Annotated in this window: 14 protein-coding genes and 3 rRNA genes; 4 read left to right on the top strand and 13 right to left on the bottom strand. The window is 68.2% G+C overall.

Features of this window, described 5'->3' with window-relative positions:
- Positions 1-62 precede the first annotated feature (62 nt).
- The 3 genes from rrf to OG764_RS35500 all read right to left on the bottom strand — a co-directional run bounded on the left by rrf (position 63) and on the right by OG764_RS35500 (position 5,186).
- A 5S ribosomal RNA gene (gene rrf, locus OG764_RS35510) occupies positions 63-179 on the bottom strand.
- A gap of 74 nt (positions 180-253) precedes the next feature.
- Positions 254-3,376, bottom strand: a 23S ribosomal RNA gene (locus OG764_RS35505).
- A 286-nt stretch (positions 3,377-3,662) separates the two neighbouring features.
- Positions 3,663-5,186 (bottom strand): 16S ribosomal RNA (locus OG764_RS35500).
- The 16S, 23S and 5S rRNA genes sit together here, the layout of an rRNA operon.
- A gap of 1,014 nt (positions 5,187-6,200) precedes the next feature.
- On the opposite strand from OG764_RS35500, the gene uppS reads away from it, so the two are divergent.
- A complete protein-coding gene (gene uppS / locus OG764_RS35495) occupies positions 6,201-6,917 on the top strand; it encodes a polyprenyl diphosphate synthase (protein WP_328973274.1) in 717 nt (238 codons plus the stop codon).
- Positions 6,917-8,512 (top strand): oxygenase MpaB family protein, encoded by a 1,596-nt coding sequence (locus OG764_RS35490; RefSeq protein WP_328972459.1) that lies wholly within the window; start codon positions 6,917-6,919, stop codon positions 8,510-8,512. The genes uppS and OG764_RS35490 overlap by 1 nt, the downstream gene beginning before the upstream one ends.
- Before the next feature lie 108 nt (positions 8,513-8,620).
- Here the strand turns inward: OG764_RS35490 and OG764_RS35485 are convergent, their stop codons facing one another.
- From OG764_RS35485 to OG764_RS35470, 4 genes are all read right to left on the bottom strand, one after another.
- The gene (locus OG764_RS35485) at positions 8,621-9,715 is read right to left on the bottom strand and encodes a C40 family peptidase (RefSeq protein ID WP_328972458.1); all 1,095 of its coding nucleotides are present in this window, start codon (positions 9,713-9,715) and stop codon (positions 8,621-8,623) included.
- Between the two features lie 305 nt (positions 9,716-10,020).
- Positions 10,021-10,692 (bottom strand): DUF4097 family beta strand repeat-containing protein, encoded by a 672-nt coding sequence (locus OG764_RS35480; RefSeq protein ID WP_328972457.1) that lies wholly within the window; start codon positions 10,690-10,692, stop codon positions 10,021-10,023.
- Positions 10,693-10,889: 197 nt separating this feature from the next.
- The gene (locus OG764_RS35475; RefSeq protein WP_328972456.1) at positions 10,890-11,681 is read right to left on the bottom strand and encodes a hypothetical protein; all 792 of its coding nucleotides are present in this window, start codon (positions 11,679-11,681) and stop codon (positions 10,890-10,892) included.
- Positions 11,682-11,979: 298 nt separating this feature from the next.
- Entirely contained in the window at positions 11,980-12,510 is a 531-nt protein-coding gene (locus OG764_RS35470) for a MarR family winged helix-turn-helix transcriptional regulator (RefSeq protein WP_328972455.1), read from the bottom strand.
- Between the two features lie 97 nt (positions 12,511-12,607).
- Here OG764_RS35470 and OG764_RS35465 point away from each other — a divergent pair, with 97 nt between their 5' ends.
- Together OG764_RS35465 and OG764_RS35460 are read left to right on the top strand one after the other, a co-directional pair.
- Positions 12,608-13,918, top strand: a complete 1,311-nt coding sequence (locus tag OG764_RS35465; protein WP_328972454.1) for an SgcJ/EcaC family oxidoreductase — start codon at positions 12,608-12,610, stop codon at positions 13,916-13,918.
- Between the two features lie 89 nt (positions 13,919-14,007).
- Entirely contained in the window at positions 14,008-14,637 is a 630-nt protein-coding gene (locus OG764_RS35460) for a class I SAM-dependent methyltransferase (protein WP_328972453.1), read from the top strand.
- A 70-nt stretch (positions 14,638-14,707) separates the two neighbouring features.
- Here the strand turns inward: OG764_RS35460 and OG764_RS35455 are convergent, their stop codons facing one another.
- The 6 genes from OG764_RS35455 to OG764_RS35430 form a co-directional block, all read right to left on the bottom strand.
- The gene (locus tag OG764_RS35455) at positions 14,708-15,484 is read right to left on the bottom strand and encodes an alpha/beta fold hydrolase (RefSeq protein ID WP_328972452.1); all 777 of its coding nucleotides are present in this window, start codon (positions 15,482-15,484) and stop codon (positions 14,708-14,710) included.
- Between the two features lie 142 nt (positions 15,485-15,626).
- Entirely contained in the window at positions 15,627-16,277 is a 651-nt protein-coding gene (locus tag OG764_RS35450) for an HAD family hydrolase (RefSeq protein ID WP_328972451.1), read from the bottom strand.
- Positions 16,278-16,399: 122 nt separating this feature from the next.
- Positions 16,400-17,428 (bottom strand): ABC transporter permease, encoded by a 1,029-nt coding sequence (locus tag OG764_RS35445; RefSeq protein ID WP_328972450.1) that lies wholly within the window; start codon positions 17,426-17,428, stop codon positions 16,400-16,402.
- Entirely contained in the window at positions 17,425-18,378 is a 954-nt protein-coding gene (locus OG764_RS35440; protein WP_328972449.1) for an ABC transporter ATP-binding protein, read from the bottom strand. The genes OG764_RS35445 and OG764_RS35440 overlap by 4 nt, the downstream gene beginning before the upstream one ends.
- Positions 18,375-18,776 carry a GntR family transcriptional regulator gene (locus tag OG764_RS35435; RefSeq protein WP_328973273.1) on the bottom strand — a complete coding sequence of 134 codons (402 nt, stop codon included), beginning with the start codon at positions 18,774-18,776 and terminating at the stop codon, positions 18,375-18,377. Before OG764_RS35435 ends, OG764_RS35440 begins: the two co-directional genes overlap by 4 nt.
- 224 nt (positions 18,777-19,000) lie before the next feature.
- Positions 19,001-20,044: a PP2C family protein-serine/threonine phosphatase gene (locus tag OG764_RS35430; protein ID WP_328972448.1), complete on the bottom strand. Its 1,044-nt coding sequence runs from the start codon at positions 20,042-20,044 to the stop codon at positions 19,001-19,003.
- Positions 20,045-20,200: the final 156 nt, after the last annotated feature.

Here is a 20,200-nt window from a genome sequence, read left to right as displayed (position 1 = left end):
TCAGGGCCGGTGAACGCAGAAAAGCCCCGCACCATAAGGTGCGGGGCTTTCCCACAATGATTGTTCGGCGGCGTCCTACTCTCCCACAGGGTCCCCCCTGCAGTACCATCGGCGCTGAAAGGCTTAGCTTCCGGGTTCGGAATGTAACCGGGCGTTTCCCTAACGCTATGACCACCGAAACACTATGAAGTTGACCAACCGGGCATGGACACGGTTCGTTACTTCAGAACTAACACAGTGGACGCGAGCAACTGAGGACAAGCCCTCGGCCTATTAGTACCAGTCAGCTCCACCCGTTACCGGGCTTCCACATCTGGCCTATCAACCCAGTCGTCTACTGGGAGCCTTACCCTCTCAAGGAGGTGGGAATACTCATCTTGAAGCAGGCTTCCCGCTTAGATGCTTTCAGCGGTTATCCCTCCCGAACGTAGCCAACCAGCCATGCCCTTGGCAGGACAACTGGCACACCAGAGGTTCGTCCGTCCCGGTCCTCTCGTACTAGGGACAGCCCTTCTCAATATTCCTACGCGCGCAGCGGATAGGGACCGAACTGTCTCACGACGTTCTAAACCCAGCTCGCGTACCGCTTTAATGGGCGAACAGCCCAACCCTTGGGACCGACTCCAGCCCCAGGATGCGACGAGCCGACATCGAGGTGCCAAACCATCCCGTCGATATGGACTCTTGGGGAAGATCAGCCTGTTATCCCCGGGGTACCTTTTATCCGTTGAGCGACGGCGCTTCCACAAGCCACCGCCGGATCACTAGTCCCGACTTTCGTCCCTGCTCGACCCGTCGGTCTCACAGTCAAGCTCCCTTGTGCACTTACACTCAACACCTGATTGCCAACCAGGCTGAGGGAACCTTTGGGCGCCTCCGTTACTCTTTGGGAGGCAACCGCCCCAGTTAAACTACCCATCAGACACTGTCCCTGATCCGGATCACGGACCGAGGTTAGACATCCAGCACGACCAGAGTGGTATTTCAACGGCGACTCCACAACCACTGGCGTGGCTGCTTCAAAGTCTCCCACCTATCCTACACAAGCCGAACCGAACACCAATATCAAACTGTAGTAAAGGTCCCGGGGTCTTTCCGTCCTGCTGCGCGAAACGAGCATCTTTACTCGTAGTGCAATTTCACCGGGCCTATGGTTGAGACAGTCGAGAAGTCGTTACGCCATTCGTGCAGGTCGGAACTTACCCGACAAGGAATTTCGCTACCTTAGGATGGTTATAGTTACCACCGCCGTTTACTGGCGCTTAAGTTCTCAGCTTCGCAACCCCGAAAGGTCACTAACCGGTCCCCTTAACGTTCCAGCACCGGGCAGGCGTCAGTCCGTATACATCGCCTTACGGCTTCGCACGGACCTGTGTTTTTAGTAAACAGTCGCTTCTCGCTGGTCTCTGCGGCCACCCCCAGCTCACGGAGTAAATCCGATCACCAGTGATGGCCCCCCTTCTCCCGAAGTTACGGGGGCATTTTGCCGAGTTCCTTAACCATAGTTCACCCGAACGCCTCGGTATTCTCTACCTGACCACCTGAGTCGGTTTAGGGTACGGGCCGCCATGAAACTCGCTAGAGGCTTTTCTCGACAGCATAGGATCATCCACTTCACCACAATCGGCTCGGCATCAGGTCTCAGCCTTAATGAGGGACGGATTTGCCTACCCCTCGGCCTACACCCTTACCCCGGGACAACCACCGCCCGGGCTGGACTACCTTCCTGCGTCACCCCATCGCTTACCTACTACAAGTCTGGTTCGTCGGCTCCACCACTTTCCTTTCCCCGAAGGGTCCGGAACGGCTTCACGGACTTAGCATCGCCTGATTCGATATTGGGCGTTTCAAAGCGGGTACCGGAATATCAACCGGTTGTCCATCGACTACGCCTGTCGGCCTCGCCTTAGGTCCCGACTTACCCTGGGCAGATCAGCTTGACCCAGGAACCCTTAGTCAATCGGCGCACACGTTTCTCACGTGTGTATCGCTACTCATGCCTGCATTCTCACTCGTGAACCGTCCACAACTAGCTTCCGCTGCTGCTTCACCCGGCACACGACGCTCCCCTACCCATCACAGCGGGCGTTGGCCCTATTGCTGCAATGACACGACTTCGGCGGTACGCTTGAGCCCCGCTACATTGTCGGCGCGGAATCACTTGACCAGTGAGCTATTACGCACTCTTTCAAGGGTGGCTGCTTCTAAGCCAACCTCCTGGTTGTCTCTGCGACTCCACATCCTTTCCCACTTAGCGTACGCTTAGGGGCCTTAGTCGATGCTCTGGGCTGTTTCCCTCTCGACCATGGAGCTTATCCCCCACAGTCTCACTGCCGTGCTCTCACTTACCGGCATTCGGAGTTTGGCTAAGGTCAGTAACCCGGTAGGGCCCATCGCCTATCCAGTGCTCTACCTCCGGCAAGAAACACACGACGCTGCACCTAAATGCATTTCGGGGAGAACCAGCTATCACGGAGTTTGATTGGCCTTTCACCCCTAACCACAGGTCATCCCCCAGGTTTTCAACCCTGGTGGGTTCGGTCCTCCACGAAGTCTTACCTCCGCTTCAACCTGCCCATGGCTAGATCACTCCGCTTCGGGTCTAGAGCGTGCAACTCAATCGCCCTATTCGGACTCGCTTTCGCTACGGCTTCCCCACACGGGTTAACCTCGCTACACACCGCTAACTCGCAGGCTCATTCTTCAAAAGGCACGCAGTCACGACGCATTGAGTAAACTCAATGCGCGACGCTCCCACGGCTTGTAGGCACACGGTTTCAGGTACTATTTCACTCCGCTCCCGCGGTACTTTTCACCATTCCCTCACGGTACTATCCGCTATCGGTCACCAGGGAATATTTAGGCTTAGCGGGTGGTCCCGCCAGATTCACACGGGATTTCTCGGGCCCCGTGCTACTTGGGAGATTCTTAAGCAAGCCGCTGATGTTTCGTCTACGGGGGTCTTACCCTCTACGCCGGACCTTTCGCATGTCCTTCGACTACATCAACGGTTTCTGACTCGCCGACCGGCCGGCAGACCGATCAAAAGAATTCCCACAACCCCGCATGCGCAACCCCTGCCGGGTATCACACGCATACGGTTTGGCCTCATCCGGTTTCGCTCGCCACTACTCCCGGAATCACGGTTGTTTTCTCTTCCTGAGGGTACTGAGATGTTTCACTTCCCCTCGTTCCCTCCACACTGCCTATGTGTTCAGCAGTGGGTGACAGCCCATGACGACTGCCGGGTTTCCCCATTCGGACACCCCCGGATCAAAGCTCAGTTGGCAGCTCCCCGGGGCCTATCGCGGCCTCTCACGTCCTTCATCGGTTCCTGGTGCCAAGGCATCCACCGTGCGCCCTTAAAAACTTGGCCACAGATGCTCGCGTCCACTGTGTAGTTCTCAAGCAACGACCAGCCACCCATCACCCTGCTCTACAAGAGAACAAGTTCACTGGGGCCGGCATCGCGAAGGTTCGACCAAATCGGCCGTACCCTCAGATACCCAACAACGTGCCAAGCACGATTCCCGCCGCTATCACTGATTTCCACGCCGAAGCAGTACTTTCAGGATGCTTGAAGAACCGTGCCAACTAATCAACGTTCCACCCATGAGCAACCGTGCGATTCATTCGATCGCAGTCGGCTATATGCTCCTTAGAAAGGAGGTGATCCAGCCGCACCTTCCGGTACGGCTACCTTGTTACGACTTCGTCCCAATCGCCAGTCCCACCTTCGACAGCTCCCTCCACAAGGGTTGGGCCACCGGCTTCGGGTGTTACCGACTTTCGTGACGTGACGGGCGGTGTGTACAAGGCCCGGGAACGTATTCACCGCAGCAATGCTGATCTGCGATTACTAGCGACTCCGACTTCATGGGGTCGAGTTGCAGACCCCAATCCGAACTGAGACCGGCTTTTTGAGATTCGCTCCACCTCACGGTATCGCAGCTCATTGTACCGGCCATTGTAGCACGTGTGCAGCCCAAGACATAAGGGGCATGATGACTTGACGTCGTCCCCACCTTCCTCCGAGTTGACCCCGGCGGTCTCCTGTGAGTCCCCATCACCCCGAAGGGCATGCTGGCAACACAGGACAAGGGTTGCGCTCGTTGCGGGACTTAACCCAACATCTCACGACACGAGCTGACGACAGCCATGCACCACCTGTATACCGACCACAAGGGGGGCACTATCTCTAATGCTTTCCGGTATATGTCAAGCCTTGGTAAGGTTCTTCGCGTTGCGTCGAATTAAGCCACATGCTCCGCCGCTTGTGCGGGCCCCCGTCAATTCCTTTGAGTTTTAGCCTTGCGGCCGTACTCCCCAGGCGGGGAACTTAATGCGTTAGCTGCGGCACCGACGACGTGGAATGTCGCCAACACCTAGTTCCCAACGTTTACGGCGTGGACTACCAGGGTATCTAATCCTGTTCGCTCCCCACGCTTTCGCTCCTCAGCGTCAGTAATGGCCCAGAGATCCGCCTTCGCCACCGGTGTTCCTCCTGATATCTGCGCATTTCACCGCTACACCAGGAATTCCGATCTCCCCTACCACACTCTAGCCTGCCCGTATCGAATGCAGACCCGGGGTTAAGCCCCGGGCTTTCACATCCGACGCGACAAGCCGCCTACGAGCTCTTTACGCCCAATAATTCCGGACAACGCTTGCGCCCTACGTATTACCGCGGCTGCTGGCACGTAGTTAGCCGGCGCTTCTTCTGCAGGTACCGTCACTTTCGCTTCTTCCCTGCTGAAAGAGGTTTACAACCCGAAGGCCGTCATCCCTCACGCGGCGTCGCTGCATCAGGCTTTCGCCCATTGTGCAATATTCCCCACTGCTGCCTCCCGTAGGAGTCTGGGCCGTGTCTCAGTCCCAGTGTGGCCGGTCGCCCTCTCAGGCCGGCTACCCGTCGTCGCCTTGGTAGGCCATTACCCCACCAACAAGCTGATAGGCCGCGGGCTCATCCTTCACCGCCGGAGCTTTTAACCCCCGCCCATGCAGGCAGGAGTGTTATCCGGTATTAGACCCCGTTTCCAGGGCTTGTCCCAGAGTGAAGGGCAGATTGCCCACGTGTTACTCACCCGTTCGCCACTAATCCACCCCGAAGGGCTTCATCGTTCGACTTGCATGTGTTAAGCACGCCGCCAGCGTTCGTCCTGAGCTAGGATCAAACTCTCCGTGAATGTTTACCCGTCTGCGCTTAATTAAAAGCTGCGGGTGCACACCACGCAAGAGCGGGACGATCACGCCGGAATAAGGCAGATCGTCCACAGCGTCCTCGCTGTAGTGTTGCCTGCCAGATCCGAAGACCTGCCAGGACTTTTTCAAAGGAACCTCAACTCACCGAAGTGAGTCGGGGTATCAACTTCTGGCGTTGATTTTTGGCACGCTGTTGAGTTCTCAAGGTGCGGACGCTTCCTTTGTACTGACCCTCTCGGGCTTTCCTCCGGGCGCTTCCTTCGTTCCTGCGTTTCCGACTCTATCAGACTCTTTCGGGCCTGACTCCCAGTCAGCGGGGTTTGCCTTCCGGGCTTTTGGGCCTTTCCGACTCCCGAACTCTAGCGGATTTCCCGGGCGACTCGAAATCGGGTCTCGGTCGTGAATTCAGACATGCCGAATTCACTCCCGCTGGGAGATCGTGCTGTGTGGGGTTGCCGCGATGAAGCGGCGGATCGTCGTCGCAGAACCGTTCCGACTCCGGGACAACTCGGAGGACACTAAGCGCCTGAGGCCGCCACGTCAATTCGAGAGGTCGCAGCCGCGGGTCGTCGGCCGGTCAGGGCCGACCCACCGACCGGAGGGCGGGGGCCAGCCCGGGCGCCCCGGCGCGGCTCGGGGTCCTCGGAGACGGGAGGGGCCGGTGGCGGCGAGGGCGTCCGCGAGCAGTCACGGGCTCCCGGCCGTCGGCGTGGGACCGGCCTCCCCGGCACCCTATTCGGACGCGCGTGCCAGGGGTGAAATGCACCGGCTCGGGGTCATGGGGGCGGGGCGCGCTGCAAGACTGCGATGTGATCATCGCGGCGCGCCGGTACGGACCAGGGCGCGCCGCGCCGGCGTCCTGGGGGTGCCGGGCGGGCGGGGGAAGCGGGTGTGTGGGCGTGGGTGCGGGTACAGGCGTGGGTGTTGGTGCCGGCATGGGCGTGGCGGACAGTGGTGTGGGGGGTGAGGTCCGGATTCTGGGCGAGCGGCCCGGGGGCATGCGGGCCGTACCCCGGCACGTGGCGTGCGTGATGGACGGCAACGGCCGGTGGGCGCGGCGGCGCTCGCTGCCGCGGACGGCCGGGCACCGGGCCGCCGAGACGGCCGTGATCGACGTCATCGAGGCGGCCCGGGCCGCCGGCGTCGAGTGGCTCAGCCTCTACGCCTTCTCCACGGAGAACTGGAGCCGGCCCAGTGACGAGGTCGACTACCTGATGCGGCTGGTCCGCCGGGTCGTGCGCAAGCACGCGCCGCTGCTGCTCGCGCGCGGCGTCCGCTGCCGCTTCCTCGGGGTGTCGGACCCGCGGATCCCGCCGGAGCTGGCTCAGGACTTCGACGACCTCACGACCCTGACCGGCGAGAACCGGGGCATGACCCTGACGGTCGCCTTCGACCACGGCGGCCGCCGGGACATCGTCGAAGCCGCCCGGTCGCTCATCCGCAGCGGAACTCCCGCCGGCGAGGTCACCGAGGCCGTGCTCGCAGCCCACCTGCCGTTCCCCGACACCCCCGACGTGGACCTCGTCATCCGCACCTCCGGCGAGCAGCGCATCTCCAACTTCATGCTCTGGCAGGTCGCCTACGCCGAGATGGTCTTCCCCCAGGTGCTCTGGCCCGACTTCCGCGCACCGCACTTCGTCGAGTGCCTGCAGGCCTACCGGCGGCGCGACCGCCGGTTCGGCGGCGCGCCGACCCAGCCGAACGGAGAACACTGATGGCGACCGTCCCCGAGGGGCGCGCCCCGTCCGCCCCCACCCCCGACGGCCCGCCGCAGCCGAGCGCGCGGGCGGACGCTCCCACGCCGGGTGAGCCTCCGCAGGCGGACGCCACGGACTTTGAACACGTCCTCGGTCCCGGCTCCCGGTTCCACACCCTGTTCGACGACCCGCGCTGGGCCCTCGCCCTCATCCGGGCGACCGTGCTGGAGGCCGCCCACCCCCAGGTCGGTGCCGCCCTGCTCGACAACTCCACTTTCGTCACCCATCCGTGGCGCCGGCTGCGGAACACCCTGCTGAGCCTCCAGCGGATCTTCGGCACCTCCGACGACGTACGCCGCAGGGAGGCGGCCCGGCTCAACCGGCTGCACGGCCGCCTGCACGGGACCGACTCGCGGGAACGGCCGTACCACGCCATGGACCCCGAGGCCCGGGCCTGGGTCGTGGCGACGCTGTTCGACAGCGTCGTGACCATGCACCGGCTCAGCGGCCAGCCACTGGCGCAGGAGGCGATGGAACAGCTCTACGGCGAGTTCCACGCCTTCCTCGCCGTCCTCGGCGACCACGCCGGGCACCTGCCGGACAGCCTGCAGGGCTTCTGGCAGTACTACGACCGGGTCGTCGAGGAGGAGCTGGAGAACACCGAGGCGGCCCGCATCATCCTGTACAAGCTCTTCGACCACCTTCCCGCGCCCCCGCTGCTCACCGGCGTACCGGCCCTGTGGGCGGCCGGCCGCGCCCTCGGCGGGCCGGTCGTCGGCGCGATCACGGTCGCCTCGCTCCCCGAGTCCTTCCGGCGGCGGGCGGCGCTGCCGGAGTTGCCGGGGGCGCAGACGCTCATGCAGGGCGCGTACGTAGCCGCCGGGCTGGCCCGTTTCCTGCCGGCCGGGTGGCTGTCGGCGGACGGCATCATGGCGCTCCTGGACATGTCCCCGCAGAGCGACGATCCCCGCGCCCGGACGGTCACCGCGCTGCAGCACAGGATCAAACGCGCCGCGGCCCTCCTCCGACTCCTCAACCCCCTGCCGGACCCCGTACCGGAACCGGAGGACGGGCCCGGTGCGTACACGGCGGGCGGGGCGTACGCCGGAGCCGGGGCGGGCTCGGGCGCCGGTGTCCGGCGCGCGTCGGAGACGTTCTTCCGGGAGGTCCTCGACCAGACCGGCGACGGCTACCTCGACTGGCCCGACCTCGCCGCCATGGCCCGCGAGCTGTCCACCCGCCTCGACCTCGACGAGCCCGAGGAGACCCGGCTGTACAACGCCTATGCCGACTGGTGGCGGGAACTCCAGCGCGCCCTCGACACCGACGGAGACGGCCGCGTCAGCGCCCGGGAGTACGCCGCTGCCGCGCCCTCGCTGGCCGGTCCGGCCCTCATCCGCGTGGCCGAGGTCCTCTTCGACGCCACCGACAAGGACGGCAACCAGTCCATCGACGCCGACGAGTACCGGACCCTGTTCCGCACGGCGTTCCGACGCGACACCGCGGCGTCGGCGGCGGCCTACTCGCGCAGCGCTTTCGTCGGCGACTTCCTGGCGTTCATGTCGGCCCGCCACCGCAGCACCCCCTTCGACCCCCTGCTCGCCGACGCGTAGTACGCGTAGTACGGGTAGTACGGGTAGTACGGGTAGTACGGGTAGTACGGGTAGCCATGAACCGCCGGTCCTGGGAGTGGTGACCGGATGGCGCGCCGGGGCACGAGTTCAGGAGCCGATGAAGCGGGTGGCGCCCACGAACGGACGGTTGCTCAGGGGTTCCTCCCTCACCTTCTCCCCGGTCCTGGGCGAGTTGATCATCATCGGTTCGCCCTGGTCGTTCCTGCCGACGTAGATGCCCACGTGGGTGACGCTCGAGGTGCTGCTGCCGAAGCCCACGACGTCGCCCGGCCGCAGATCCGCCGGCGAGGTGATCCTCTCGCCCTCGGCCGAGCCGGCGGGCGCCGCGCCGCCGCCCGCGTCGAACTGCGGCTGGCTGTCGCGCGGGATGGTGATGCCGAGGGCCGAGTACACCTGGCTCGTCAGGCCGGAGCAGTCGTAGCCGAAACCGGCCGTGCCGGACCACAGGTAGTCCAGGCCCAGGAACTTGCGCGCTTCGGCGACCACGTCGTCGCCGGTCACCCCGGACGCCGGGACCTTCGCGAGGTCGTCGCGCTCGAAGTAGATCGGGGTGCCGTCGTTGGCCCGGGCCTCCACGACGGACGGGGCGCCCGCGACCGCCTTCACCGCGAACTCCGTGTTGAACGAGTACTCGATGGCTCCCTTGGAAGGCGCTCCCGCCTCCAGCGCCTGACGAGAGCCGTAGCCCCAGGCCGTCGGGCCGGTGACGCGCTCCGGGGTCGTACCGGACGGGGCCTTCTTCCGGACCTTCGTCAGCTGCCGGTCGGGCATCCAGCCGGGATAGCCCGCTGCGTCCCTGGGCGTCGGCTGGCCGTGGACCACCACCTTGTCCCAGAGCACCCCGTCCTTGGTCATCGTGTCGACCACGGTGACCCGGCCCCCGTACAGGGCCTGCGTCTCACCGGGGACGTCCCGGCGCAGGTTGATGTCGTGGGCCATGGCGGCGAACCAGCCCCGGATGTCGACCGGGTTGGTGAGCGCCTTCGCGTCGACCGTCCGCACTTTGTCGGGGCTCTCCCAGACCTGGGCGACGGACACGTCCACGTAGCAGGTCCTGGCGCCCTTGCAGGCGGACGAGGCCGCCGATCGGGAGACGTCCGCGGCGGAGACATGAGGCGCCAGGGGAACCAGAGCCATGACGGCGCCGACGGCAACGGGAAGCGCGATGCTCGAAAGGGGCATACGACGATTGTCCTGCGCGTACCGCAGCGGACCAGGGACCGATCGGCCGACCATGCGGCTGATATCGGACATGCCGGTCGCCCTGCCGCGCCGGCAATGGGCCGCCGACGACCCGCACTTCGCCCTCGCTCCCGCCGGCAAGGGTGGCCGGGGGCGGCGGCTCCGCGTCGGCCGGCCCCGGCGGCGAGCGTGGAGTGGAGGAACACGTCGCGGCGCTCGCCACCCACCTGCTGCCTCCGCGGACGGCCCCCGCTCGCGAAGAAGGGGTGGGGCATCAGCCCTCACCCCTTCTGCCGCGCGTGCTGTTACAGGCTGCGGGCGGTGATGTCGCCGTACGAGGTGGTGGCGTGGATGTTCAGGGCGGCGGAGGCGCCGTCGGTGTTGGTGAGCGCGTTGTCGATCCGGCCGTAGGAGGTACCGGCGTCCAGCGACGCGGACACGCCGCGGGCCGCGCCGACCGCGATCTCGCCGTGCTGGGTCGTCAGCTTGACCGTGCCCTTGGAGGCCTCGGCGATACGGATCGCGCCCTGCTGGGTGGCGATGTCCGCGGAACCGCCCAGGCGCCCCACCGATACGTCACCGGACTGGAGCACGATGCGGGCGCCGGCGGCCTCCTCGATCTCGACCGTGCCCTGCGCACCCTCGTAGGCGACGTCGCCGAGCCGCCCGACACCGCGGAAGTCGCCGGCGGCGGACTTCGCCTCGATGTGGGAACCGACGGGCAGCTGCACGGTCACCGCGACCGAGCCGGAGCTGCCGAGGATCCGGCTCGTCGCCGCCGGAGCCTCGACCCGCAGCACACCGTCGGCATAGGCGACCTCGATCTGCTCCGCCGCCTTCACGTCACTGCCGTTCGAGGCGTCCGCGGGAACCACCTCCACCGTGGCGTCGGCCCGCTCGCCGGCCTCGATCCGGACGTGCCCGGCGGGGATGTCGAGAACGGCGGAGATCAGGGCGGCGGTGTCGAAGTGCTGCATGGTGCTCTCCCTCTACTGCATCGCGCGCCCCGGCGGCCCGCGGTTGTACGACACCGGGGCCTGCAACAACCCCGGAACCAGACCATGGTGACGGTTCCTCCGCTTCCTCGCCACCAGCGCCCTCAAGGACCACTCGAGGACCGGTCGAGGGCGATTCGGGGGACGCGCCGCCCTGGGTGGGGGTCAGGGGTGGGGGGTCAGGGGAGCTTCTTGACCTGGGTGTTGATCACGGCGGTCGGGGTCACGGTCTTGCCGACGAGGCTGAGGGCGGAGAAGGACGCCACCGTGTTGCCCTTGCGGACCACGCTCAGCAGGAGCGCCGTGGGCTTCCCCTTGCCCTCCAGGTCCAGCGCGAGCTCCAGGCTCAGCGCCTCGTCGCCGCCGGTGACGGCCGGGCCTTCCTTGACCGACGTGACCTTGGTCTTGTCGCCGTTCGACGTCATCGTGAAGCCGCCGGCGCAGGCCTCGCCCGCGTTCTTGAAGGAGGCGGTGAGCTCCTCGGCGCCCTTTCCGTCGTACGAGTGCAGGCCGACCATGGACACGGTCACGCCCAGCGCGTTCTCGATCGCCTTCATCTGCTCCTCGACGCTCGCGCCCGGCTTCGGCTTCTCGGACTTGGCGGAGACGACGGCCCGCGCGTTGCCGGTCGGGCTGCCGATCTTCTGCGCGGCATGCACCTGGGTCAGTACCTTGCACTCCGGCTTGTCGGTTTCGACGGGCGCGTCGGCGGACTGGTCGACGCCGGAGTTGCCGGTCGGGTCCAGCTTGTGGTCCGGCAGCTCGGCCTGGGTGACCAGGAGGCCCTTCAGTTCGGCGTCCGTCCTGCCCTTGGCGGGGGCGGCCGGGGCTGCGGATTCGGTCTCCTTCTTCGTACCGCTCTTCGCCCCGTCCTTGGTGTCGTCACCCCCCGACCCGCAGGCGGTGGCCAGCAGCGCCAGCGACACGGCAGAAACGGTGACGACACCACGACGAACGAGAGCAGTACGCACGGAAACCCCCCGATGGGACAGCAGAGACGGAATGCCACCGGCCGCGTGCGGCGGATCCGTACGCGTGGCGCGCGGCCGGGCACGGCGGGCGGGACGCACCGAATCTACGGCCGTGCCGCTCCACTGATCGCCGCTGCCCGCCCCGACGGCAAGATCGTTGTGGGTGCGATGCCGGGTCATCGCGAAATCGATACCGAGATCGGCACAACCGATCGGCCCAACCGTCGGGTTCGCCGCGTGACCGGTCCGGTCCGCGCCCGCCGTGGGGTGGGGCCGTCCGGCCCCGGAGTGGCGACGGCTACTGCTGGGCGGGGTCCTCGGCGTGGTCGCCGAGGGTGAGGAGGACGCGGCGCAGCAGGCCGGTGAGCTGGTCGCGTTCGGCGGCGGTGAGCCCGGCGAGCTGGCGTTCCTCGCCGACGAGGTGGTGCTCGACGAGGCGGTTGGCCAGTTCCCGGCCGGTGCCGGTCAGGGAGATCAGCACCCGGCGGCGGTGGGCGGGGTCGACGGCCCGGTCGACCAGACCCTTCGTCACGAGGTGGTCGATGCGGTTGGTGAGGGCCGCGGAGCTGACCATCGCGGCCGAGCTGAGCTCGCCGGCGGTGAGGACGTACGGCGGGCCGCAGCGCAGCAGGGTGGCCAGGACGTCGAACTCCCAGGGTTCGACCCCGTGGTCGGCGAGGTTGGTCTTGATCCCCCGTTCCAGCAGGCGCGAGGCGCGGGAGAGGCGGCCGATCACGGCCATGGGCGAGGTGTCCAGGTCGGGGCGGACCGCGCGCCACTGTGCGGTGATGCGGTCGACGCCGTCGTGCTGCGGCTGCTGTTCCGTCATGCCCCGAGCCTAACATCTCGACATGGAAATGTTTGACATCAATGACCACCCCTGCCTATTGTTTCGACATCGAAATTTTCGTCCGAGGGGGAACGTCATGAAGGTTCTGCTCACCGGCGCCACCGGCTACATCGGCTCCGCCGTCACCGACCACCTCACCGCCGCCGGCCACCGGGTCGTCGCGCTCACCCGCGGCGCCGAGCCCCAGCCCGGCCGGGGCTGGCACGCCCAGCTGGTCGGCGACACCGCCGACCCGGCCTCCCTGGTCGGTGCGGTGACCCCCGACATCGAGGCCGTGATCCACCTGGCTCCCCCGAGCGGCGACGCCGACATCGACACGACCGTCATCGAGGCGCTCGCCGCTCCGCTGCGCGGCACCGGCCGGCCCTTCGTCTACACCAGTGGCGTCTGGGTGCTCGGCGCCACCGGCGAGGCGCAGGAGGTCGGCGAGGACGCCGCCACCCACCCGATCGACATCGTCGGCTACCGCCCGCGCATCGAGCGCCAGGTGCTGGCCGAGGTCGCCGAGGGCGTGCGCGCGGTCGTCGTCCGACCCGGCATCGTGTACGGCCGCGGCGGCGGCATCCCCGCCATCCTGGTCGACCGGGCCCGCCTCCAGGGGGTACCCGAGTACTACGGGGAGGAGGGCGTGCGCTGGCCGACCGTCCACGTGGACGACCTGGCCGAACTGTTCGTGGCCGCCGTCGAGCGGGCCGAGGCCGGCACCGTCTGGCACGGCGTCGGCGAGTCGGCCGTCCCGGTCCGCGACCTCGCCCGGGCCGCCGGCCGCGCGGCCGGCGTGCTCGCCGCCCCGCAGGTGGTGCCCGTGGAGCAGGCCGCCGAGGTCTTCGGCTCGCCCTTCGCGGACGCGCTCGCCCTCGACCAGAGCGTCAGCGGCGCCGCCGCCCGTACCGCCCTCGGCTGGCGGCCGGGCCGGCCGGGCGCGGTGGCCGAGCTGGTGTCGGGGTCGTACCGGCCGGTCGAGGTGTTCGGCGCCCCCGACGGCCCGGAGACGGACGCCGAGGTCGCCGCGATCCGCCGCCTGGTCGCCGAGGTCGAGCACGCCCAGCAGAACGAGCTGGTCGACCGGTTCCTGACCCTCTTCCGCCGGGAGGACCCGGTGTGGACCACCGGCCACGGCAAGCGGCTGTCGGGCTTCGAGGAGATCGCGTCCTTCACCGGGAAGGTGCTGCCCGGGGCGACGGCCGAGTCCACCGCCGTCTACGACGTCGAGCGCGTGCTGTTCCTGCGGCCCGACGTCGCCGCGGTGAACGTCCGTCAGCAGCCGGTCCGCCACGACGGCACCCGGATCGCCGACCGGCCCGAGGGCCGCCCGTTCTACGTCCTGGTCAAGGAGGACGGCGCCTGGCGCGTCGGCGCCGCCCAGAACACCATCGCGGTCGACTGACCGGGGCTCCGGGGCGGCCCGGCCCGCCCCGGGCCCGCCCGCCCCGGCCGAGAACGGCTGCGAACGGCGCGGGTGTTAGCTTCTTCCCCGTGGTGGGACATCAGAACGAGACCAGGGCCGCCTATGACGGGGTGGTCGAGCTGTACGCGTCGCTGTTCGCGAATCGGCTGGAGACTCAGCCGTTCGCGCGGAACATGATCGGCACCTTCGCCGAGCTGGTGCGCGGGACGGGGAACCTGCGGGCGGCCGACGTCGGGTGCGGGCCCGGGCATCTGACGGCCATGCTGCACGACTTGGGGCTGGACGCCTTCGGGATCGACCTCTCCCCGGCCATGGTCGACCACGCCCGGCGGGCCCATCCTGCACTGCGGTTCGACGAGGCGCGGATGGAGGCCCTGCCCGTCGAGGACGGCGCGCTCGGCGGTGTGCTGGCCCACTACTCGATGATCCACACCCCGCCTGCGGAGCTGCCCGCGCTGCTCGCCGAGCAGGTGCGCGTCCTGGCACCGGGGGGCCTGCTCATGGTCTCGTTCTTCGCGACCGAGGGACCGGGGCCGATCCGCTTCGACCACAAGGTGACGCCCGCGTACAGCTGGCCGGTGGACCGGTTCGCCGAGCTGCTGGCCGGGGCCGGGCTCGTACCGTTCGCCCGGCTGACCTACGACCCGGCCTCCGAACGGGGTTACCTCGACGCCCACTTGCTGGCCCGCCGCCCCTAGTGCCTCGGCCGTGTCACGGCAGGTGTGACAGCAGGAGCCTGGTGAGGCGTTCGGGTGTGCGGAGGGGCAGCTAGTGGTCGGCGTCCGGGATCGTCTCGCCGTGGGCGCCGGGGATGTCGGTGACGAGTCTCCGGGCGATCGCGGCGATCTCCGAGTGGTCGTGGTCGCCGTGGACGACGAGCGTCGGCACGGCGATCTCCCCGAGGTGCGGTTCGGCGTCACGGCCCGTGGAGACGACGCAGTGCTGTTCGCTCACCAGTCGCCGCTCGGCGTTCGAGGCGACCATGGCCTCGATGAGTTCTCCCCCGGGAGCCGTGCGGCCCATGGCTGCCCAGACCGCCAGTTCCAGGTCCGCCAGCGTGGCCGCCGACCGCTCGCGGCGGGCCGTGGCGTACGCCGACGACTCGGTGCTCTGCGGCCAGACGTGGCCGCTGACCGAGGCGCCGACCAGGGCGAGTGCGGTGACGCGCTCCGGGTGGGCGAGCGTGAAGTCCAGCGCGGTCTCCCCGCCCATGCTCAGACCGACCAGGGCGGCTCGGCGGAGGCCGAAGTGATCAAGGACGGCGCACAGATCGTCGACGTCGCTGAACGGCTTGTCCGGTGGCGTGGAGCGTCCCAGCCCGCGGGCGTCGTAGCGGATCACGTCGTGGTGGCGGGCCAGCTCGGGAACGACGGCGTCCCACAGGCGGGAGTCCATGCCGGCGCCGTGCAGGAGCACGACCGGGCTTCCGGTGCCATCGCCGTGGCCGTCGCGCTCAGCCCACAGCCGGCCGCTGCCGTCGGAGGTCGGCACGCGGAATTCGCGTGCCGTCACGTCAGGTCGTTCGTGGGAGTCGGTCGTCGTCACGCGGTGATCATTTCAGAGCATCAACCGCTCGCGTGGCGGCGGCCGGCGGGAGCCGTCCGTACGTGAAGCGTGCGCCCGCCGTTCAACGGGGCCGATCCTCCTCGTCCGGGCAGGTGGTCGGGCCGCGGACGGTCCCGGGTGGTCAGGCCGTGGCGAGGAGCGTCGGCAGCTTGCGCATGTCGTCGAACACCACGGTGTTCGGGCCTTCGAGCCACTCGGCCGGCGTCAGGCCACCGGCGTAGCCGAGCGACCGCATGCCGGCCGCGCGGGCGGCCTGGACCCCGTACTTGCTGTCCTCGATGACGATGCAGGCCGAGGGTTCGACGCCCATGCGCGCCGCCGCGTGGAGGAAGAGATCGGGGGCGGGCTTGCCGTGGGCGACCTCGCTGGCACTGAAGATGCGCCCCTCGAAGTGCTGGTAGAGCCCGGTGTGGCCGAGGGTGTGGCGCATCTTGTCGTGGCTGCCGCTCGACGCCACGCAGGTGGGAAGCGCGATGGCGTCCAGCGCTTCGCGAATGCCGTCGACCGGCGTGAGTTCGGCATCGACGGCCTCGCGGTGGAGCTGCGCGGACCTCTCCTGCCAGGCGGCAGCCCGATCCGCGCCCAGACGGGCGGCGATCAGCTCGCCGATCGACGCACTCGACCGGCCGACGAACCTGTCCATCACCTCGGCTTCCGTCAGCGGCCACCCCATCTCCGCACCCACGGCGGCCTCCACGCGCACGGCGATCCGCTCGCTGTCGACGAGCACGCCGTCGCAGTCGAATATGACGAGTTCAATGGGAGTGATCATCCGGACAGGATAGGCGGGGCTCAGGACGGGTCGGCGGCAGGCGGATCCGGCGCCCGCCGCGGTCCTCGGCGCGATGCCGCCCGCAGGCGGACGGACGAACCGGGCCCGGTGAAGAGCCGCGCTCACACCGCGCTTCCCGGACGCCGCGGGGTGCCTCCCGTACGGCGCTTCAGCACGCCGAACGCGGCCAGGACCAGCAGGCCACCGATGGTGAGGATGAGGGCGGTCCCGGTGAGCTGGAGGGGCCAGTAGTGGGAGAGGGGGTGGTACTCGCGGAAATAGCCGACGGCGTCGAGCCTGTCGTACACGGCGCGGCAGTCGGGATAGCCGTCGCCACCGCAGTAGGGGTCCGGCAGCCGGGCGCCGGTGGAGGTGAGGAGGCCCATCCGGACCGCCAGCCCGGAGCCCGTCGGGGTGCCCTCCGCCCGGAGGCTCACGTCGGTCACGGTGGGCCACAGATGGGGAAGTGCCGCGAGGCCGATGCCGAACACGCCGACAGTCGCGACGACCGAGGTGACGAGAGCGGGCAGGGAGCGGCGCCACAGGAGGCCGACCAGGGCTCCGACAGCGAGGCCCAGCAGGGCCAGGGCGACCGTGAGGGGCCCGCCCGCGTAGAAGGTCGGGAGGTCGGACCAGGGCTTGGCGCTCCCGATGCGACCCCGGCCGGCCGACCAGGCATGGTGGTGGAGCGCGACCAGCAGGCTCGTGCCGGCGGCGACGAGGACGGCCGGGACGGCGAGTCTGGCGGTGAGCCAGCGCACCGGGGAAACCGACTGGGTCCAGGTCAGCTGGGCGGTGCCCGTCTCCAGTTCCCTGCTGGTCAGCATGGCTCCGGCCCAGGCGGCGACGAGGAAGGGAACGGCGAGGACGCCGAAGGTGGTGAGGGAGTAGACGTCCTTGTAGCGAAGGATCGCGGGCTGGTCGTAGGCGCAGGTCAGCGCGCCACCGCAGGCGTCGTACTGCTGCCACGCCGCCGCGGAGGCTTCGGTGAGCGGACCGCCCAGCCACAGCAGCGCGGCCGACAACGCGACCGCGAGGCCGACCCAGACGCACAGGGCCGGGCGGTGCAGGCGCAGCAGCCACCGGGTCAGACGGGGCACGCCTGCAGAACTCCACGCGGCCTCGGGAGTGGTGGGGGCGGGGGCGGTCATGCGGTCGTCTCCTGGGACAGGGTGGAGGCGGATATCGCCTCCTGGGGCGTGGCGGAGGCACGAGGGGAGCCGAGGGTCAGTGGGGGCGCCGACGGGTTGCGCAGATGGGCGAGAACCAGTGCCTCCAAGGTCAGCTCTCTGGTCTTCCAGTCGTCGGTCAGAGGCCCCGCGGGGCGGACGAGGGCGGTGATCTGGCGGCCGGTGATACGGGCTTCCACGGGGACGTGCGGGGCCAGGTCGCAGTCGGCGGCGGTGGCCCCGCGCGCGGGGCCCGTGATCAGCGTGTGTGCGGCCAGCAGGTCGTCGATGTTGCCCGCCAGGCGCACCCGGCCGTCGCCGACCAGCAGCAAGTGGTCGCAGCAGTCCTCCAGTTCGGCGATCACGTGTGAGGACATCACGATCGTGGTGCCGTACCGTGCGGCCGTGACCATGAGGGTGGCCATCAGCTCGTGCCGGGCCAGCGGGTCGAGGTCGGCCATCGGCTCGTCCAGCAGCAGGAGTTCGGGCCGCTTGGCCAGGGCGAGGGCGAGTGCCACCCGGGTGCGCTGGCCGCCGGACAGCGAGCGGACACGGGCTCCGAGGTCCAGGCCGCCGCCCGTCACGATCCCCTCGGCGGTGCCCGCGTCCCAGCTGTCGGGGTTGAGGTCGGCGCCCAGGCGAAGCGTCTCGGCGACGGTGAGCTGTGCGTACAGCGGCTTGCCCTGGGAGACGAAGGCGATGCGGGACCGGACGTGGGCCGGGTGTCCGCCGAGCACCGTGACCGAACCCTCGTCGGGGGCGATCAGTCCCGCCGCCAGGGCGAGCAGCGTGGACTTGCCCGCGCCGTTGGGCCCCACGAGCGCACAGACACGTCCGGCCGGCAGCTGGAACGTACAGTCGCGCAGGGCCCATCCGCCTCGCCGCCGGAACGTCTTCGTCAGCCCGATCGCCTCGATGGCATGGCCCGTCATCGGTTTTCCTGTCCCTTTGCGGTGGAATCGAAGTGCTCGTCCAGCACGGCGGCGAAGAGTGCCGCCACGTCGTCCCGCTCCAGGCCGGCCGTCCGAGCACGTGACGTCCATTCGGAGAGCTCGCCCCTCAGCGGCGAGTCACCGGGTGCGGCACCGAGCGATCTGCGCACGAACGTGCCGAGCCCGCGGCGGGCCTCGACCAAGCCCTCCCGTTCGAGCTCCCGGTAGGCCTTGAGCACCGTGTTCGGGTTGACCGCCGTGGCCTCCACGACCTCCCGGGCGGCCGGAAGCTTGTCCCCCGGCTCCAACAGGCCCAGGCGCAGGGCCTGTTTGGTCTGCTGGACGATCTGCACGTAGGTGGCGACCCCGCTGCGCCGGTCGATCCGGTATTCGATCATCCCGGCAACCACCATTTCACTATTTGAGTAGTGAATAGTGAAGCGAGGGAGCGGGGGATGTCAAGGCGAGAACCGACGACGGGTGCCCCGCGTGCGGGCCCAACCACCAGAGCACGACGGAAAGGCCGGGGGCCTTCCACACGTGGCGGTCGTCGCCGCCCTCGGGCTCCTGTGCCGTCGCCGTCGAGCCGGCCTTCGCCGTCCTGATCGCGAACGGTGCCCGCTCAGGGCTCGGACAGGCGTACGGCGAGGGCGGCGATGTCGTCGTCCAGGCGTCCTCTGCTGTAGCGGAGGAGGTCGCGGTGGAGAGCCGCGAGCAGTTCGCGGGGCGGTCTCTGGGGCTGGTGGCGCATCCAGGCCGCCAGGGGGAAGAACTCGCCGTCGCGGGCGCGGGCTTCGGCGATCCCGTCGGTGTACAGGAGCAGCAGGTCGCCGGGGGCGAAGTCGACGGTGTCGGCGTTGTAGTGATCGCCGATCAGCTCCGCTAGACCGAGCAGCGGCGAGGGGACGGCGGACTCGATGACGCGGACCTGCCGGCGGTTCACGAGCATCGGCGGGGGGTGCCCGCAGTTGAGGATGTCGATGCGCCCTCCCCCGTGCGGGATCTGCACGAGAAGGGCGGTGGCGAAGCGCTCCAGCGGCCCGTCCGTGGAGAAGGCGGCGTTGTAGCGGCTGCTGCTGGCGTCCAGCCTGCGCGCCACGTCGACCAGGTCTCTCTCCCCGTAGGCAGCCTCCCGGAAGGCGTTGACGATCGCCGCGGCCGCCCCCACGGCCGGCAGGCCCTTGCCCCGCACGTCACCGATGAGCAGCCTGACGCCGTACGGGGTGTCGACCACCTCGTAGAAGTCCCCGCCGATGCGGGCCTCCGCCGCGGCCGCGAGGTACAGCGATTCGATTTCGACGTTCCCGAAGCGGCGCGGCATGGGGCTCAGCACCACCTGCTGCGCCGCGTCGGCGACGAGCCGCACCTGGAAGAGGGTCCGCTCCCGCTGGAGCCGGACGTGGCTTCCGTACGCGGCGGCCACGGTGACCGCGATGATCCCCGCGGCCGTCCACCACGTTCCCAGGTCGGGGAAGACGAGGCTGAGGCCGATCATCAGCAGGAGGCAGACCGTCCCGAGCAGCACGGTGGGCAGGACCGGCCACATGGCGGCGGCCAGGGCCGGCGCGGCGGGCAGGAGGCGGCTGAAGGCCATTTCCGGCGGGGTGGAGTAGGCCAGGCTGGCGATCACGACGGTCAGGATGACCGGCGACAGCCGCACGAGCATTCCCCGGCCGTATCGCCGACGGGGCCGCGGCCGTCCAGACTCGATCACACCCTTCAGAATATCTACGCAATGCAGACATAGCGCCCCGACGAACGGGTCGGCCGGCCGGCGCCCCGCGGGATCCGCCGCGGTGGACGCCGCGATGAGCGCGCTACG

The sequence above is a fragment of the Streptomyces sp. NBC_00239 genome, from assembly GCF_036194065.1.
Classification (GTDB): Bacteria; Actinomycetota; Actinomycetes; order Streptomycetales; family Streptomycetaceae; genus Streptomyces.
The sequence above is the reverse complement of the archived record's forward strand: the minus strand, read 5'-3'. Positions and strand labels throughout refer to the sequence as shown.